At 71.4% G+C, this 14,829-nt stretch carries 15 protein-coding genes; 5 read left to right on the forward strand and 10 right to left on the reverse strand.

What is annotated here, in order from left to right; genetic code table 11:
- The first annotated feature begins 45 nt into the window (after positions 1-45).
- Positions 46-900 carry a hypothetical protein gene (locus ATC03_RS20600; RefSeq protein ID WP_067877220.1) on the forward strand — a complete coding sequence of 285 codons (855 nt, stop codon included), beginning with the start codon at positions 46-48 and terminating at the stop codon, positions 898-900.
- The gene (locus tag ATC03_RS20605; RefSeq protein WP_067877223.1) at positions 897-1,709 is read left to right on the forward strand and encodes an isocitrate lyase/PEP mutase family protein; all 813 of its coding nucleotides are present in this window, start codon (positions 897-899) and stop codon (positions 1,707-1,709) included. Before ATC03_RS20600 ends, ATC03_RS20605 begins: the two co-directional genes overlap by 4 nt.
- Before the next feature lie 51 nt (positions 1,710-1,760).
- Here the strand turns inward: ATC03_RS20605 and ligD are convergent, their stop codons facing one another.
- The 5 genes from ligD to ATC03_RS11805 all read right to left on the reverse strand — a co-directional run bounded on the left by ligD (position 1,761) and on the right by ATC03_RS11805 (position 8,223).
- Positions 1,761-2,783, reverse strand: coding sequence for a non-homologous end-joining DNA ligase (gene ligD / locus ATC03_RS11785; protein ID WP_067877226.1), 1,023 nt, complete (start codon positions 2,781-2,783; stop codon positions 1,761-1,763).
- Positions 2,784-2,862: 79 nt separating this feature from the next.
- Positions 2,863-3,642, reverse strand: a complete 780-nt coding sequence (locus ATC03_RS11790; protein ID WP_067877229.1) for a lysophospholipid acyltransferase family protein — start codon at positions 3,640-3,642, stop codon at positions 2,863-2,865.
- 3 nt (positions 3,643-3,645) lie between these two features.
- Positions 3,646-5,169, reverse strand: coding sequence for a YhjD/YihY/BrkB family envelope integrity protein (locus ATC03_RS19790; protein WP_227820082.1), 1,524 nt, complete (start codon positions 5,167-5,169; stop codon positions 3,646-3,648).
- A gap of 213 nt (positions 5,170-5,382) precedes the next feature.
- On the reverse strand, positions 5,383-6,339 hold the full coding sequence (locus tag ATC03_RS20820; RefSeq protein ID WP_179947875.1) for an aggregation-promoting factor C-terminal-like domain-containing protein: 957 nt from the start codon (positions 6,337-6,339) through the stop codon (positions 5,383-5,385).
- A gap of 165 nt (positions 6,340-6,504) precedes the next feature.
- Positions 6,505-8,223 carry a cation:proton antiporter gene (locus tag ATC03_RS11805; protein WP_067877232.1) on the reverse strand — a complete coding sequence of 573 codons (1,719 nt, stop codon included), beginning with the start codon at positions 8,221-8,223 and terminating at the stop codon, positions 6,505-6,507.
- A 291-nt stretch (positions 8,224-8,514) separates the two neighbouring features.
- Between ATC03_RS11805 and msrB the strand changes: the two genes are divergently transcribed.
- The 3 genes from msrB (at position 8,515) to ATC03_RS11820 (ending at position 10,231) form a co-directional block, all read left to right on the forward strand.
- Entirely contained in the window at positions 8,515-9,003 is a 489-nt protein-coding gene (msrB, locus tag ATC03_RS11810; RefSeq protein WP_067877235.1) for a peptide-methionine (R)-S-oxide reductase MsrB, read from the forward strand.
- A complete protein-coding gene (gene msrA / locus ATC03_RS11815) occupies positions 9,000-9,521 on the forward strand; it encodes a peptide-methionine (S)-S-oxide reductase MsrA (RefSeq protein WP_067877238.1) in 522 nt (173 codons plus the stop codon). The genes msrB and msrA overlap by 4 nt, the downstream gene beginning before the upstream one ends.
- 212 nt (positions 9,522-9,733) lie before the next feature.
- Positions 9,734-10,231, forward strand: coding sequence for a flavin reductase family protein (locus ATC03_RS11820; protein ID WP_067882028.1), 498 nt, complete (start codon positions 9,734-9,736; stop codon positions 10,229-10,231).
- A gap of 138 nt (positions 10,232-10,369) precedes the next feature.
- Here ATC03_RS11820 and ATC03_RS11825 read toward each other — a convergent pair whose 3' ends face one another.
- The 5 genes from ATC03_RS11825 to ATC03_RS11845 all read right to left on the reverse strand — a co-directional run bounded on the left by ATC03_RS11825 (position 10,370) and on the right by ATC03_RS11845 (position 14,791).
- Positions 10,370-11,161, reverse strand: coding sequence for a ferritin family protein (locus ATC03_RS11825; RefSeq protein ID WP_067877241.1), 792 nt, complete (start codon positions 11,159-11,161; stop codon positions 10,370-10,372).
- A gap of 11 nt (positions 11,162-11,172) precedes the next feature.
- Entirely contained in the window at positions 11,173-11,976 is an 804-nt protein-coding gene (locus ATC03_RS11830; RefSeq protein WP_067877244.1) for a hypothetical protein, read from the reverse strand.
- A gap of 79 nt (positions 11,977-12,055) precedes the next feature.
- A complete protein-coding gene (locus ATC03_RS11835) occupies positions 12,056-12,451 on the reverse strand; it encodes an SHOCT domain-containing protein (RefSeq protein WP_067877247.1) in 396 nt (131 codons plus the stop codon).
- A 125-nt stretch (positions 12,452-12,576) separates the two neighbouring features.
- Positions 12,577-13,476, reverse strand: coding sequence for a bile acid:sodium symporter family protein (locus ATC03_RS11840; RefSeq protein WP_067877251.1), 900 nt, complete (start codon positions 13,474-13,476; stop codon positions 12,577-12,579).
- A gap of 130 nt (positions 13,477-13,606) precedes the next feature.
- Positions 13,607-14,791, reverse strand: a complete 1,185-nt coding sequence (locus tag ATC03_RS11845; RefSeq protein WP_067877254.1) for an alpha/beta fold hydrolase — start codon at positions 14,789-14,791, stop codon at positions 13,607-13,609.
- Positions 14,792-14,829 lie beyond the last annotated feature (38 nt).

Genomic DNA, 14,829 nt, shown 5'->3' on the forward strand with positions numbered 1-14,829 from the left:
GACGGTTCGCCGCGCGGCGAAGCGTTCCGGGCATAGCGTCGAAGCATGCCGATCACGATCACCGAACCCGCCGAGGTGCGCCGCATGCTCGGCGACCCCGACCTGCTCGTTCCCGAAGCGGATGCCGCATCCGAACGGGCGAACGAACGGTTCCGTTCCGCGAGCTCCCGGTTCGTGAACGGCGAGCGGCACGACCTGCGCCGGCGATGGATCGAGGAGCGGCTCGCAGCCCTCGATGTGTCGGCACTCGCGGAGACCGCTGCGGCGCTGACCCGCCGAGCGGGGAGCACACCCTCGCACGTCATCGCCCGGACGGTGCCGGTCGAGTGCCTGGCCGCGCAGCTCGGCTTCGCCGACCCGCCGGCCCTCCCCCGGCTCGTGGCGGCCGTCGCGGCCGCCTATCCGACCGGCGAGGCGTCGGACGCCGCCGATGCCGCCGCCGCCCGCCTGCTCGCCGCCGCGCCGGTGGCGGCGATCACGACCACGACCACCTCCACGTCGTCGCTCGACGTGCAGCTGCTCGTGCAGGCTCATCTCGCGACCGCCGCGCTCATCGAGGGCGCGCTCCGCGCCGTGCACGACGAGCCGTCGCTCGGAACGAGTGCGGCGCTCCTCCGAACGCTGCACCGCACGCCGCCGGTGCCGGCGACACGCCGCATCCGCCCAGACGGCGAGGTCCTGCTCCTGCCGCTCACCGAACTCGAGGCGGCGCATGCCGGCGGCACGGAGTCGACTCCCCCGCTCGCATTCGGCGCCGGCGACCGCGCGTGCCCTGCGCCGGCGCACGCTTTCGCGATCTCGGCCGCCGTCGTCGGCGTGCTCCGGGAGCGTGGACGCGCACGAGCGTCCGATGCCGCGTCGGATCACGCCCGCACGTCTCACGACGGTTCGCTGCGATGATCACGCCGGCCGAGTTCGCCGATCGTCACCGGCCGGGCGCGCCGCTGCTGCTGCCGAACGCGTGGGACGCGGCATCCGCCAGATGGCTCGCCTCACGCGGCCACGACGCGATCGGCACGACGAGTCTCGGCGTGGCGCTCGCGAACGGGCTGCACGACGGCATGGGCGAGACGGCCGACGAGACCATGCGCCTCGCCGAACGCCTCACCGGCGCCGGCATCGGGGTCAGCGTCGACATCGAGTCAGGATTCTCGGACGACCCGCACGAGGTCGGCGCCTACGCACGTCGGCTCGGCGAGCTTAGGGTGCTCGGCGTCAATCTCGAGGACTCGACCGCGGCCGGCGAACTCGTGGACCTCGACCTCGCGGCGGCGAAGGTCGCGGCGATCGCCGCCGCCGCTCCCGGGCTCTTCCTGAACGCCCGCACCGACGCCTTCTGGATCGGGGACGGCGGCTCGGCGCCAGAACGCGAGGCGGTCGCCGTGGCGCGCGCAACGCGCTACCTGCAGGCGGGCGCGAGCGGGATCTTCGTGCCCGGTCCGATGCCGATCGACCTCATCGCCCGGCTCGCCGCTCGGATCGCTGCCCCGCTCAATGTGCTCCCGCAGGCCGACGTCGCGTTCGACCGGCTCGCCGCGGCCGGCGTGGCCAGGATCAGCACCGGGTCGCTCCTGTTCCGGGCGGCGCTCGGCGCCATGGACGACGCCGTGGCACGCGTGCTCGGAACGGGAACGGCGTCGGGCTCGGTGCCGACCTACGACGAGGCGGTCGAGCTCGCCGGGCCGCCGCCTGCGCGGGAGTCGCGATGAGCGGTGCGCGGGGCCCGCTTCGTCGGCGCCTCGGGAGCGAACGCCCGACGCTCAGTCGTCGCGCTTCGCCCGGCTCGGCTGCACGCGCGTCGGCTCGCCCGGCATCTTCGGGAAGTCGGGCGGGAACGGCAGCTCACCGAGTCCGTCGTCGAGGTCGCGCCGCCACCACTCGAGCAGGGTGTCGAGTCGCCCCGGCTCGTCGTGCATGCCCGCCCACGGGTCGCCGACCTCGGCGAGACGAGTCGGCACCGTGCGGATCGTGAGGGTCGTCGGGTCGGTCGTCTCGAGTTCGCTCCACTCGAGCGGGCAGGAGACGGTCGCCTGCGGCAACGGCCTCGGGCTGTAGGCGCCCGCCATCGTGCGGTCGCGATTCGCCTGGTTGTAGTCGATGAAGATGCGGTCGCCGCGCTCCTCCTTCCACCAGTTCGTGGTCACGAGATCGGGCATGCGCCGCTCCAGCTCGCGCCCGAGGGCGATCACGGCGTGGCGCACGTCGAGGAACTCGTGCTCGGGCTCGATGGGCGCGAACACGTGGATGCCGCGGCTGCCCGAGCTCTTGACGAACCCGGTGAGCCCGACCTCGCCGAGCAGGTCGCGCAGGGCGAGCGCGATCGGCACCGCTTCGGCGAATCCCGTGCCGGGTTGCGGATCGAGGTCGATGCGCAACTGATCCGGGTTGTCGGTGTTCTCGGCGCGCGACGCCCACGGATGGAACACGATCGTGTTCATCTGCGCCGCCCAGACGGCGCCGGCGGGTTCGTCGAGCACGACCTGCGGATGGCGCCGGCCGCTCGGGTAGGTCACGGTCACCGATCGCAGCCACTCGGGGGCGCCCCGCGGCGGGTTCTTCGAGAAGAACTGCTCGCCGTCGACGCCCTCGGGGAATCGCTGCAACGACACCGGCCGCCCGCCGTTCGCCTCGATGAACGGCACTCCGACCGCGACGAGGTACTCGGCGAGTTCGAGCTTGGTGATGCCGACCTCGGGCCAGAGCACGCGCGAGGGTGACGACACGCGCACCTGACGCTCGCCCTCGGGGCCCGGAACGATGAGCTGTGCTGCGTCGCCTGCCATGCCAGCGACGCTACTCCACGCCGCAGACACGCCGCAGACAGGATGCCGACGCGGTGCGAGAGCGACGAGGTGCCGGGGCCTACGGCGTCTCGGTGCGGCGCGCCTCGCGTGCGCGCTCGCGCTCGGCATCCGCCGCCGCAGCCTCTTCGGGCGTCGGAGCGGTGCCGCCGAGGTGCCTCGGCTGCCACCACTGCCCGGTGCCGTCGACGGGGTACTCGCGCTGCACCCGATCGACGAGCTCCTGCAGTCGCGTCTTGAGCTGCTCGGTGGCGACGTGGGCGTCGTCGGCGATGCCGACCGTGATCGGCGCCCCGAACGCGAAGCTCACGGGGACCCCGAACCGTTCGAAGAACCCGACCTTGTGGCGCTTCGTGAGCAGGCGGTGGCCGCCCCACACGGCGACGGGGATGATCGGCACGCCTGCCTCGGCCGCGAGCCGCGCCGCGCCGGTCTTGAGATCGCGGACCGTGAACGACGCGCTCACCCCGGCCTCGGGGAACACGCCGAGCAGTTCGCCGCTGCGAAGCGCCTCGACGGCCTTCGCATATGCTGCGGCGCCCGCCTTCATGTCGACCGAGATGTGCCGCATGCCGCGCATGAGCGCCCCGACGACGGGCTTGTCGAACACGCTCTGCTTCGCCATGAAGCGAATGCGACGACGATTCGCGAGCCAGGTCGCCCACTCGACGAGCGCGAACTCGAGGTAGCCGAAATGCGTCATGGCGAGCACCGCGCCGCCGGTCGTCGGCACGTGCTCGACCCCGGTGACGTTGCGCTTGACGCCCAGCGCCCCGAACAGGCCGCGACCCACGACGATCGCCGTGCTGTAGATGGGTTCGCTGTCGCGTCGTGCGGTCATGCGTCAATCGTACGGCGGAGCGCTGAGCACGGGCTGCAGCCTGAACAACCGCACCACGCGGCCGGAGTCGCGCTCGTACGCCCGATACCCCGGCCACTGCGCCTGGATCGTCGCCCAAGCCGCCTCGCGCTCGAGGTCGTCGTCGATGAGGGTGGCGTGCACGGGCAGTTCGCGTCCGCGGACGGTGATCGCGGCATCCGGCACTCGCATGAGGTTGTAGGTCCAGCCGGGATGGTGCGCCATCGCGAAGGTCGTACCCGCGACGATCGCACGCCCGTGGCCGTCGGGCGTGTACATGAGCGGGGTGTCCCGCGCCTCGCCGGACTTGGCGCCGACGGTGTGCAGCACGAGCGAGGGCACCAGGAGGGCGCTGAGCTGCACGCGCCCTCCGGTCAGCCGCCCGAGCGTCGACTCGATCGGCGGCAGCAGCTTCGGAGCGACGGCACGGAACACGCGGGTCCGCGTCAGCGGAGCGACCATGCTGCGCACGATGCGCAGGACCGTCGGGGTGCGCCGTCGCGCGGGCAGTCCATCGGAGGGCCCGCCCTTCGCGACCCGCTCGCGGGTGCGAACGCGTTCGAGCACCTCGCGATGCTCGAGTTCCGACTCGCGCAGGCGGCCGTCCTCGACGGCCGTGACGATGTGGGCCGACGCGATCAGGATCACCTGGGCCGAGAGGTTCAGCCACAGCAGCAGCGCGATCAGGGAGCCGAACGATGCCAGCAGGGGGTTCGAGGTCGCGCCGCCGATGAAGAGGCTGGAGAGCTGCTGCAGGACCGTGAGTCCGACGCCGCCGAGCAGCGCGCCGATCCAGAGCGCGCGCGCCCCCGGTCGGATGCCGGAGAGCATGACGAACATGCCGGCGACCGCGAGCGTGTCGATCGCGAAGATCACGAGCACGCCGAGCGCCCCGGTGAGGAAGGCGTAGCCGTCTTCGCTCTGCGAGAGTCCGAGCCAGCCGAACAGCACGTCCAGCGCCGCCGTGCTGAGGAACGTGACGGCGGCGGCGATCGCGAACGTCGCGCCGAACCCGATGGCGAGCAGCAGATCGCGCAGCAGTGTCCACAGGAAGAACGCCTGCGGATCGGGTTGCCCGCCGATCCTCCGCATGGCCACGCGCATCGACCCGATCGCGCCGATCGCCGCGGTCACGAGTCCGACGAGCGCGATCGCCCCGGCGATGCTCAGCGTGACGGGTTGCACGAGGTCGTCGGGGTCGATGAGGGCGCCCTCGCCGACGAGCCCCGGGATCGCCTGCTGCACGGTGGCGACGAGCGCGTTGATCGCCTGCGGGTTGCCGGCGAGCCAGACGCCCGCGATCGCGAACCCCAGGAAGACGCCGGCGAACACCGAGAAGAGCGTGCGGTAGGTGACGCTGTCGGCGAGCACGGCGCCGTGGTAGCGCTGGTAGAGCAGGAAGGCGCGCACCGCCCTCAGCGCCATCGCCCAGTCGATCACGGCGCGCACGCGCGCCATGAAGCCGGTCTGCTCCGGGAGCCGTTCGGGTTCTGCGATCTCCCCAGTCATCCGGTCAGGCTATCGAGTCCGGATGCCGCGTGCAGGCGCTTGACGCGGCGCGCGCGGAGTGCCAGCCCCCGCGTCGCGAACACTCAGATGCGACCGGATCGAGTCGCGATTCGCCCTCGTCGGCGACGGCGTGCCCATCGCATCGGGGACGGCGATGGCGCCCGGGCCGGAGCCCGGGCGCCATCGAGGCGATCACCGTCGGGTGGTCGGGGGTCAGTACCAGCCCTGCGAGAGCGCCGTGTTGTAGGCGCCGCACGCGTTGCCGTAGCGGCCGGCGATGTAGCCGAGACCCCAGGAGATCTGGGTCGCGGGGTTCGTGGCCCAGTCGGCACCGGCCGAGGACATCTTGCTGCCGGGGAGGGCCTGCGGGATGCCGTAGGCGCCGCTCGGGTTGGAGGCGTTGACTCGCCAGCCCGACTCGCGGCTCCAGAGGGCCACGAGGCAGCCGAACTGGTCCTCGCCCCAACCGTAGCGGGCCGCCATCATGTCGCGGGCGATGGCCTGGGCCTCGCTCGGGTTGACGGGCGCGCTCGGTGCCGCGCCGCCGGTGGAGCCCGACGGGCTCTTCGCCGCGGCGGCCGCGGCTGCTTCGGCGGCGGCCTTCGCGGCGGCGGCGGCGGCAGCAGCTGCGGCCTGCTCGGCGGCGATGCGGTCGACCTCGGCGACCGCGGCGGTCACCTGGTCGGCCTGCTGCTTCGTGGTGCCGACGAGCTGGAACACCTTGCTCGGGCTGAGGAGCGCGTAGGAGTCGAGGGCGGCGACGCTCGTCGCGAGGGCCGACGCGTCGGTCTTGCCCGCCGCGGAGGCGAGGGTCGCACCGGCGGCGGTGAGGGTGTCCTTCGCCTGCTTCTCGGCACGGACGTCGAGCACGGCGCCGTGATCGACCTCGAGCCCCTGCCGCGAGTCGCGCTCGTGGGCGAGCGCGAGCGCTGCGGTGTCGGCGACGCGCTGCGCCTTGGCCGTGCTCTCGCTCTGGACGGCGTAGCCGGTGCCGACGAGGGCGCCGACCGCGATGATCGCGCCGGCGGTCAGGATCGGGGTGCGATACCGGCGGAAGGCGCCATCGCGGCGATCTCGTCGGGTCGTCTCGATCTCGGGGGTCATCTGGGGGGCGTCGGTCTCAGCCGCCAGGGCCTCGGTCGTGATGGGGGAAGGAGTCTGGTTCTGCATGTCTTTCACCTGGGCGGCACGACGCGACGGGGCGCTTCGAACCTTGCTTGGCGTTCCACGGACGCGGGGGCGGCCGGGCGAAGTCGCCAGTCTGCCGACAGGTTCTGTACAACCCCTCAGTTGTTCCTGTGAATGTCATCTGAGGTATTGACGGATTCTCATTGATCACGTTTTGGAAACATCACCTGATGGGCGGCGCAATTCGAGGCTGATCTGCACGGCGTCCAGGGCTGCGAGGGCCTCGGTGAGCGCGGTCGAACTGAATCCGCCGTCGTCCCGCTGCGCCGAGAGCGCCGCGCGTTGCTCGTCGATCACCCGCATGCGCAACGCGAATCCGCCGGCGGTCCGCGCTCGAACCGCGTCGCCCGGAACTTCCCCTGCGGCCTTCGCCTCGGCGGCCGCGTCGGCGGTCACGCGGCGGGCGATACCGCGCAGGAGGTCGTCGAGCTCGTCGCGATCCGCCTCGACCGCGGCGCGGTCGAGCTTCGCCGGCTTCACCCAGCGCACGAGCATCGGCAGCGTGCCGCCCTGCACGATGAGCGAGGCCGCGGCGACGACGAACGCGACGAACACCAGCAGCGAACGTTCCGGCGTGTCAGGTGGCAGGGTCTGCGCGGCTGCGAGCGTCACGGCGCCGCGCATGCCGGCCCAGACGATGACCGTGCCCTCGCGCCAGCCGAGCGGCTCAGCCGTGAAGTAGTCGATGTCGGCGACCTTGCGGCGGATCCGCATGCGGAATCCCGCCAGGCGGGCCTTCGACACCGCCCGCTCGGTCCCGGGTTCGCCGGCGTACGATCCGCCCATGCGGTCGAGCCGCACCGGGGCGTCTGGGTCGGTGTGGTCGAGCCGGTCCTGCATGTTCGCCAGGTGGCCCCGCATCTCCGCGCCGCGGCGAGCACGTCGCCGCTGCAGGCCGAGCGTCGGGAACACGTAGGCGGCGCGCACGAGCAGTACCGCGGCGAGCGCCACCCCGGCGACGACGAGTCCGGCCACGATGCCGGCACGGCCGCCCTGCACATCGGCCACGATGGCCGACATCTCGAGGCCCATGAGCAGGAACACGGCTCCCTCGAGCACGAGCTCCACCGTGCGCCACGCCTGCGTGTCCGAGGCGCGGTGCTGCGGCGAGAGCCGCTGCAGTGCGCCACGACCCGTGACCAGGCCCGCGACGACGGCCGCGACGAGCCCGGATGCGCCGAGCGCCTCGGACGGCACCGCCGCGAGGAACGGCACCGTGAACGAGATGACCGTATTGACCGTCGGGTCGGTCACGCGTTCGCGCACCCAGAGGTTCGCCTTGCCCACGAGGTAGCCGATCACGATCGCCACGACGACGGCGAACACGAAGTCCCCCACCACCTCCCAGAAGGTGACGGATGCCGCGGTCGCGACGATCGCCGACCGCAGCAGCACGAGCGCGGTCGCGTCGTTCAGCAGGCTCTCCCCCTCGAGCACGGTCACGATGCGCGGACTCACGCCGATGCGCTTCACGATGGACGTCGCGACGGCGTCGGTCGGACTGACGATCGCGCCGAGCGCGATGCCGGCCGCGAGGCCGAGCCCGGGGATGATCAGGGCGAACACGATGCCGAGCACGATCGAGCTCACGACGACGAGCCCGACCGACAATCCGCCGATCGCACTGAACTCGCGGCGGAACTCCATGGTGGGCATCGACACGGACGCCGAGTAGAGCAGCGGCGGCAGCACGCCCGCGAGGATGAGCTCGGGGTCGATCTCGACGTCGGGCACGAACGGCAGCAGGCTCGCGAAGATGCCGACGATCACGAGCAGCAGCGGCGACGCGACGCCGAGTCGCGGCCCGAAGGCGGTCGCGGCGGCGATGCCGAGCAGTCCGAGCACGGCCACGACGAGCAGTTCCACAGGCCCTCCCTCCGCAGCCGCGCCCGGACTCGGCATCCGGCCCGCAGCACTGGGGAAAGTCTGGCGCACCGCGCTCGGCCTGTCACGGACCGCCGACCGCGCGCCCACCTGCGCCGCACGCGTCACGCAGCAGCACCGGCCCCGCACCGCTCACAGCGAAGTCACAGCGTGCAGGCGCGACATCCGGAACAGGCGAACCCTCCAGATGGTTTTCTCTGGTGTCGCGCATCGTCTGGCGACCAGCGACCCAGCGGGTGCCGCAGCCAGCGGCGCCCCATGAAGGAGGACCGAATGTCGAACGACTACCGCAGCACTCCCGAGGCGATCGCCCGCCTCACACCCCTCCAGCGCAGCGTCACGCAGGGCGACGGCACCGAGCCGGCGTTCCGCAACGAGTACTGGGACAACCACGACGCAGGCATCTACGTCGACGTCGTGTCGGGGCAGCCACTCTTCTCCTCGACCGACAAGTACGACAGCCGGTCGGGCTGGCCGAGCTTCACGAAGCCGCTCGACGCCACCGCCGTGACCGAGCATGTCGACCGCACCCTCTGGATGAAGCGCGTGGAGGTACGCTCATCGGGTGCCGACAGCCACCTCGGGCACGTGTTCGACGACGGCCCCGCGGCCGAGGGCGGCCTGAGGTACTGCATGAACTCTGCCGCACTGCGCTTCGTGCCGGTCGCCGAGCTCGAGGAGCAGGGCTACGGCGACTTCCGCAGCCTGTTCACGACAACGGATGCCGCACCCGCCGCATCCCAGAAGGAGGACGCATCATGACGAACCCGACCGAGACCGCCATCCTCGCGGGCGGATGCTTCTGGGGCATGGAAGACCTGATCCGCAAGCGCCCCGGCGTCGTGTCGACGCGCGTCGGCTACACGGGCGGCAGCAACGCCGAGCCCACGTACCGCAACCACCCGGGTCACGCGGAGGCGCTCGAGATCGTCTTCGACCCCTCGCAGACGAGCTACCGCGACCTGCTGGAGTTCTTCTTCCAGGTGCACGACCCGTCGACCCTGAACCGTCAGGGCAACGACATCGGCACGAGCTACCGGTCCGCGATCTTCCCGCAGAGCCTCGAGCAGCAGGAGGTGGCGCTCGACACGATCGCCGACGTCGACGCCTCCGGCCTGTGGCCCGCGAAGGTCGTCACGACGATCGAGGAGGCCGCTCCGTTCTGGGAGGCCGAGCCCGAGCACCAGGACTACCTCGAGAAGTACCCCAACGGCTACACGTGCCACTTCGTGCGCCCCGGGTGGAAGCTGCCCAAGCGCGACGCCGAGACCGTCGCGTAGCGCATGATCCCAACGGATGCCCCGTCGAACCCCGGTTCGGCGGGGCATCCGCCGTTCCCGCGTCAGCCGGCGGGCGCGGGCCTGACGCGCGTGGTGCCGCGGCACAGGTTCGCGAACGTAGGCTTGATCACATGGCCGCGCCCGATCAGATCCCCCTCGCCGACGCCGATGCCGTGTCCGGCATCCTGCCGACGGACGCCGCGGCGCCGACGATGCTCGACGCGACCGCCGAGGCGTTCAAGGCCGCGTTCCGCGACCATCCGGCCGGGGTCGCCCTGATCACGGCGATGACCCCCGACGGACCCGTGGGCCTCACCGCCTCGAGCGTCGCGTCGGTCGCCGCGGAGCCGGCCGCACTCTCGTTCTCGGTCACGCGCGCCACGGGTTCGGCCGGAGGCCTGCTCGCCGCCGAATCGGTCGTCGTGCACCTGCTCGCCGCCGACCAGGTCGAGGTCGCGCGGGCCTTCGCCCGCTCGGGGGCAGCCCGCTTCACGCCAGAGCAGGGCTGGTCGTCGCTGCCCACCGGCGAGCCGTGGCTCGTCAGCGCGCCCGTGGCCCTGCGCGCGCGCATCGCGCACACGCTGCCCGTCGGCGGCTCGTCGCTCGTCGTGGCCGAAGTGCTCGACGTGCACCTCGGCGAGCGCGCTCCGTCGCTCGTGTACCGCGACCGCCGGTTCCACGTGCTCCACGACGAGTCGCCGCAGGTGTGATGTCCGAGTCCACTCCCCCACGACGCCGTCGGCGACGACGGCCCGTGTCGGTCGCGCTGCTGTCGGTGCAGCTGCGTCGCTACGGGCTGGTCGCGATCATCGCGCTGACCGCGATCGGCACGATCATCGCGGCGCTCGTCAGCTGACGCCGAGCCGCTCGAGCGCGTCCTGCACGATCGTGAGACCGCCGAGCCCCGGCATCGCGCTGATGCTGTCGTCGACCTTGCGGGCTGCACGCGCGCCCTCCTGGCCGCTCATGAGGTGGGACATGACGTGGCGGACGTCGTCCTCGCTCGAGATGCTCGAGCCGACGGGCGCCCAGAACCGGCTGAGCGCGAACCGCGTGATCTTCTGCGCCTTGGTGCTCGCGGCGAGGCGTTCGCGCGCCTGCGAGGTGTAGAACGCGACGTGCCTGGCCTCCTGCTTCGCGATCCGGCGCAGGAGTTCGGCGAGCATGGGATGCTCCTCGAGTTCGGCCATGCGCTGGTACGCGGTGATCGCCGACCACTCGTTCGCCGCACCCCAAGACATGTGCACGGCGACGAAGTCCTGCCCGACGAGACCGCCGAGCACCGACTGCTTGATCGGGTCGAGTCGGTCCTTCCAGCCGAGCTTCATGCGGTTGGCCTTCAGCGCGTCGTAGTCGACCGTGATGTCGTGCACGGCCAGCACGGCGGCGAGCGCCTCGCCGTGCCAGAACTCCTCGCGGTTCCACATCGTCATGAACGCGCTCATGTCGGCCTCGCGATGCGACGGCGTCGTGAGCAGGTCCCTCGTGTAGCAGACGGTGTGGTACTCGACGTCGGCCATGTACCGCAGGGTGCGCAGCGACGACTCGGGCAGCGGGTCGCGGCGGAACACCTCGAGATCGAGATCGCTCCAGTTCACCCCGACGGACGTCGCGCTGTACCGGTCGATGTCGAAGGCCATGGCTTCCCCTCTCAGCCGCCCATCCGTCGCACCACGGCGGCGGCGGTGCGGTCGTCGACACCCGGGATCGAGCGGATGCCGCGGGCGAGCGAGCCGAGGACCGCACCGTCGGCTGCCGCGAACCGCGCGAAGGCCTTGCGGTCGGCCGGGCCGACGGCGCCTCCGCCGAGCGGCCACGGCGAACGCCGGATCTCGCGGCGCGCGAGACGCGCGGCCCGTGGCGACGCCGTGAGGCGCAGCCTCGTCTCACCCTCGAAGAACTCGGTGTGCCTCGACTTGATCGCCCGGATCCGGGCGACCGCCTCTCCGAGGGCCGGGTTCTCCGTCGCTGCGAGCCGCGCATAGGCGAGGTCGAGCACGAGGTCGTCGACGTAGCCGAGCGCGAGATGCGCGCCGATCACGTCGAAGCCCTGCACGAAGCCGGCCACCGCACGGCGAATAGGCCCGCGACCGGTCGTCGCGGCGTCGGACTCACGGCGTTCGCCCTCGCCGGCGTCTCCCACGATCTGGCGCAGCGCATCGGCGATCCAGTACTTCTCGTACGCCCACGACACGAGGAACGCGGTCACCCGGGCATCCTTGTGCGTCGCCGTCACGAGTACGTTGCGCAGGTGGGTCATGGTGGCGCCCTCGAGGTCGGCGAGCACGGCGATCGCGCGACGCGCCTCAGTCGCCATGCCGCCGTCGGCGATCGCGACGAGGTCGAGTTCGTCGCGCAGGCTCCCATGCGCCGTGCGCGCGAACCCTCGGACGTCGAACGGCGCCGGCTCGCGCCCCGCGATGGGGGCACGGCCGACGCCGGTTGACGGGTTCATGTGCCGAGGCTACTCCGCGGTCGGCACCCGGCACCGGGTGCCTGGTCGACGAGCTCGAGGCGCGGCATCCGCTCAGGGTTCAGAACTTGCTGCCGAGCGCCTTGGCCTTGATCGCCTCGAACTCGCCGTCGGTGATCACGCCCTGATCGCGCAGCGCCTGCGCCTTCGTGATCTCCTCGGCCGGATTCGCGAAGGAGACCTTGCGCACCTCCTCGTCGGAGTACTCGACGATCTCGGGTCGAGTGCCCGCCGTGCGCTCGGCCATGCCCTGCCCGCGCACGATGAGGTAGACGATGCCGGTGAGGAACGGCAGGAACACCAGCAGGACGATCCACAGCGCCTTCATCCACCCGTTGATGTCGTGCGACCGGAAGATGTCGATCACGATGTAGATCAACGCGAAGAGGTAGGCGACGTAGGCGAAGACCCAGAAGCTGAACCAGATCCAATCCCACACGGTGGCGAACATTCCCATGTCGAGCCCTTTCGATCGGGGGCACGCGCTCGCAGTGCCGTCTGGCGCTCAACCTATCGGCGTGCGACCTGCGGCGGTAGAGGCGCGCCACGCGGGCGGGCACGCGTCGCGCCCGCCCGCGGTGCTCAGACGGTCGCCGGCTGCTCGGCGGCGTCGCCGGCGGCGGTGGCTGCGGCATCCGCCCGATCGCGGATCAGGAAGCCGAACCCGAACGCGATGAAGAACATCAGCACGCCGTAGACCGCGGCGGGCAGGCTCAACTCCGTCGAGAGCAGCACGGTCTGGGCGATCACGATCGCGAGGGTCGCGTTGTGGATGCCGATCTCGAAGGACGCGGCGATCGCCTGCCGCTTGCCGACGCGCAGCCACCGCGGCACGAGGTAGCCGATCGTGAGACTGATCAGGCAGAACACGACGGTGATGAGCGCGAGCTGCGCGAAGTTCGCGAGGAGCAACGCCCAGTTGGAGGCCACCGCTCCGGCGATGACGACCACGAGGATCACGACCGAGGCGATGCGCACGGGCTTGTCCATGGCGTCGGCGAACGTCGCAGCGAAGCGACGCACGAGCATGCCGAGCGCGACGGGCAGCAGCACGATCGCGAACACCTCGAGCGTCTTCGACCACTGCAGGCCGAGCTGGTCGTCGAACGGGTTGAAGTACAGGATCGCGAGGTTCGTGATGATCGGCAGCGTGAAGACCGCCAGCACCGAGTTCACGGCGGTCAGCGAGATGTTCAGGGCCACGTCGCCGCGGAACAGGTGGCTGTACAGGTTCGCGGTCGTGCCGCCGGGCGAGGCCGCGAGCATCATCATGCCCACGGCGAGCACGGGCGGCAGCTGGAACGCCAGCACCAGACCGAAGCAGATCGCCGGCAGCAGGATGAGCTGGCAGAGCAGCGCGATGATCACCGCCTTCGGCTGCTTCAGGACCCTGGCGAAGTCGCCGAGAGTCAGACTGAGCCCGAGACCGAACATGATGATGCCCAGGGCCACGGGAAGGCCGATGGTGGTCAACGCTGACATGCACACAGTGTGCCGGATGTCGCGGGTCGGCGTGAGGCCCGTGTGGAGGGGCCGTCACGAGGGGCCGTCACGAGGGGCCGGTCGTGCGAGGCGGTCGACCGGGTCGGCCGACCGCGCCGGATCGATCGGCTCAGTCGAGCGAGTCGAGCCAGCCCTCGAGCGTCGGCAGTGCCAGGTAGGCGATCGTGCTGTGCGTGGCGAGCGGCACGACCTCGTAGGTCACGTCGTCGCCGAGACTGCGGATCTGGTCGACGAACTTCTCGGTGTCTGCGGGCAGCACCAGGTGGTCGTCGGCGCCCTGGGCGATGTAGACCGGCGCCTCCACGGCGCGCTGGCCGGCCGAGTTCTCGGCGAGCAGGGTCGCCCATGGTTCGGTCGTGGTGGGGTCGTGCGCGAAGAAGTCGCCGATGAGGGGCTGCCCGATCTCGTGCAGCCGATCGAGGTTGGTCAGCAGGCACAGCCGGTTCATCTCCGGCGATGCGGCAACGGCCGCGGGCGTCAGGATCTCGTCGAGTTCGGCGCCGGGGACCGTCGGCCCGTACACCGAGGCGAAGGCCGGGAACGCGTACGACCCGATCGTCACGCCCGAGATGTCGTCGAGGTGCGAACCCATGAGCGCGGTGAGGTCGGCGGCGGGTGCTGCAGCCGCGACCCCGGCGACCGTCAGCTCCGGTGCGTAGGAGGGAGCCTGTTCTGCGGCGAAGAGCACGGCCTGCCCGCCCTGCGAGTGCCCCCAGAGCACCACGCGGTCGCTCGTCTCGGTCGGCTCGAGCTCCTGCGCCGCACGCACGGCGTCGAGCACGCTCCGCGAGGCCGTCTGGGCCACGAGGTACGAGTCCGGCCCCTCGGTTCCCATGCCGGCGTAGTCGGTCGCCACGACGGTGTATCCGCGGTCGAGCATGAGTCGCAGGCCCTCGATGCCGATGAAGGGGTCGAAGCCGCGCGACGGCGCGCACGAGGGGTCAGTGCCGGTCGTCGGGTGCCCCCACGCGAGCACCGTGCGGCCGCCGTCGGGCGCAGGCCCGAGCGGGGTCACGACGATACCGGTCACGACGATCGGGTCGCCGTTCAGGTCGGTCGAGCGGTACATGATGCGCCAGGCCTCGGATGCCGCGGGCACGCCCTCGAGCGGTTCGCTCCGCACGAGGGTTCCCGGTGCGCCGTCCGCCGCGTCGGCGGGCTGCTCGTAGAAGTCGGCGAGCCCCGGCTGCTCGGCGGCGTCGCCCGCCACCCGGACCAGCTCGACGGCGACGAGCGCGCCGACCACGGCGATGACGGATGCCGCGACGACCGCGACCACTCGGCGAACCCGCATGCCACTCCCCCTGCGACACCACGTGCACCGCGGGACCA

Origin of the sequence: Agromyces aureus (genome assembly GCF_001660485.1) — a bacterium.
GTDB lineage: Bacteria > Actinomycetota > Actinomycetes > Actinomycetales > Microbacteriaceae > Agromyces > Agromyces aureus.